General features: G+C 40.4%; 2 protein-coding genes and 1 pseudogene. All 3 read right to left on the bottom strand.

What is annotated here, in order from left to right; all coding sequences use genetic code 11:
* Positions 1–188 precede the first annotated feature (188 nt).
* Positions 189–443 (bottom strand): DUF6444 domain-containing protein, encoded by a 255-nt coding sequence (locus QUA20_RS31545; RefSeq protein WP_333194270.1) that lies wholly within the window; start codon positions 441–443, stop codon positions 189–191.
* A 667-nt stretch (positions 444–1,110) separates the two neighbouring features.
* Positions 1,111–1,245 (bottom strand): hypothetical protein, encoded by a 135-nt coding sequence (locus tag QUA20_RS31540; RefSeq protein WP_333194269.1) that lies wholly within the window; start codon positions 1,243–1,245, stop codon positions 1,111–1,113.
* A 294-nt stretch (positions 1,246–1,539) separates the two neighbouring features.
* Positions 1,540–2,496: pseudogene (locus QUA20_RS31535) on the bottom strand (IS630 family transposase); the annotation flags it as partial.
* Positions 2,497–2,569: the final 73 nt, after the last annotated feature.

Raw genomic sequence — 2,569 nt, 5'->3', positions numbered from 1 at the left:
ACAAATCTGTTCGCTATCTTCTTACACTTTCATTCTGGAAGCTTTATTCTATGCAGCTTCATCTTAAATTGGTATTAATTCTCTGCTACCACAATGCTCACTCTTAGTCAGGAGTGCTGATTTCATATCTATCTACTCGCCCAAACCCTTTTCGGGTTTTGCCGATATGTCCAGGCTGTCCTCCTGGTTTACGATCCAGGTTGGGACTCTGACTCTTTTGAGTTATCAACTTGGGCTGTCTCTGATTTCTGTATGAGATCGCTCGATGGTGGTTTCGATGATGTTTTACTATTGCTGGGCTGTCTCTCTTTGAGCTTTTCGACCTCTTCTTGTAGTTTTTCAATCAGCTTCTGTTGGGTCAGCACAATTTTGATCAGTTCCTCACGGCTCAACTGGTCAACTATTTCCCTTTTCAGTGCTAATAACTCTGATTTTTCGCTCATCTGACTACACTACCATATTTCTCCGCTCTGAATGAACTATTTTTCACCTGAATCCTTACGCCAAATGTACTCCGTCTACGGTGTTTTTTTCTCGGTTAGGAGCGGCGAGATACATATTTTTGTACCTCTTTTTATGAATTTCAATGCCTTGAAATATCGCGGAACTGTAGGCGATAGCCATTAACAGAATTATCTTAATCAGTCGGTTTCCCCTTAAACCACTCCCTTCTAAATTATCACCTCTACTTGCAATATCGGAACATTTATTCAATTCCCCTTCGCTCTTTATAAGCGGAGATAGCGAATGGCAATGAACCCAAATCTGTGAGAATAAACCAGGCGTCTTTTACTTTTAATCCTCGATAGTTGCGTTTCCATTTACAGGCGATATCAAATCCTGCTACGGGTTCAGTTTTTCGCTCCCCTCACTCCTTGAAAGTACAACGAAGTTCCGGGTACTACTCCTAATTGGTCTAAGCGTTGCCAGATTAAGTTTTCTGTTTCAATACAATGATTCTTTTTCAGCCTTAAACAAAAAGATACACCCATTGCTCCCGGCCCGTTTCCTAAGTCTACTGAACAAAATTCACGGTCGCCCAAAACGATAAGTTTATATTCCTTAAACAAGGGTAAAACTTGTTCGAGAGCGAGGGTAAGTTCAAGTAAGTTACTGCTTCCTAATTTGGGTAACAAACACTCTTTTTAAGGGGATGGCTCTTTTCTGCCAGATTAGGGCGATCGTAAACAGATTGATACAGCCCCATTGAGTCCGATCGATCGCCACTGATAGGGTTGGTCCCACAGAGCAATAAGTTGTTAACCAGTAAGCGAGCAAAGGGAACCAAAGAGCGTGCGAGCGTTAATTGAGGTAAGTCCAAAAATCTTTGCAATTTGCGACGGCGACTTTCGGTAGTAATTGGGTAGGGAAATACTCGTGCCAGCCTCTCTAATCTCACTTGTTTCTCTGATTGTATCAAGGAGAGCAAGATTGTGGGTAAAATAAACTGAGCTGATGTCAGTTGTTTTTGTAAGTGGGTCTAATATAGCGATCGTAAATCATTCATAAATCGATCGAGAGTTCGAGCGAGCAGTAGTTTCATGAGAATGTTGGCTCAAAATCACCAAATTTGTGTAGCTTGGGAAAGTCAAAACTTTGCTCCTGTATGGTAAAATTAAAGAACCATTTAACTAAGGAAAAAGAACTCAGACGCTTCCCAAATTTTCTCAACCAAGTCTTGGCATTTAGCCAAATATCTTCTACGGGATTCTGCTCCGGAGCATTGGGAGCAAACAATATACAAGTTAAAGGCCATTCATCCTTCTCCTTACCGAGATTAATTTCTTCTAGATAAGCTTTCATCTCTTTATATCTGTGATAGCTAGCTCCATCCCAAATAATCAAATGTCGCGCTGCCGGATTTAAAGATTGTAAATCCTTGAGGAAAGCGACCGTATTTTCGGAATTTGCACTCGCATATTCTCGCAGAACCAACTGTTTTCTTAAAAGATTTATTGCGCCAGAATAAGTTTGTTTTTCTCTTTCATTCACTAGCGGTATTTCTATCCTCTCATTGCGCTTTCCCCAAAGATAACCACAGGCATCTCCCCTCTTGAGATGGCACTCATCAATTAAATATACCACCAGCGTTCCCGACTCTATGGCTTCCCGGTGCTCTTCCAGATTTTTACAAATTTCTTCATGCTTTTTTTTGACCAGTTCTTCATCCCGTTTGGGGTTCTTTTTTTGAGACTTTTTCCAGCTAATTCCGGCTGACTTAAAGAGTTGATAGTAGCTGGTTTTAGATTGAAACTCAATCTGATACCCCTCGGCTATATACTTTTCTATGGCGGATAAATCCCAGTGGTTTTGATTGGTTAACCATTGGATAATTTCCTCTCGTTCTTCTGGCTTAAGTTGTCCCTGCGAACCTTGATGTTTTAAGCGCAATCCTTCAATTTCCTGCAACGCATAATTGATTTTCCACTTGCTGATAAAGGGAGATGATACTCCTAAAATAGTTTGAATGGTTTCTCGGCAGATACCTTCCATTATAGCAATCCTAAATCATTATCATGATTGTGATACAATTATATGCAATACTTGATTGTGACCATAAAAAAATGAA

The organism is Microcoleus sp. Pol7_A1 (assembly GCF_036701085.1).
GTDB lineage: Bacteria > Cyanobacteriota > Cyanobacteriia > Cyanobacteriales > Microcoleaceae > Microcoleus > Microcoleus asticus.
This window is presented reverse-complemented; position numbering and strand designations above follow the sequence as displayed.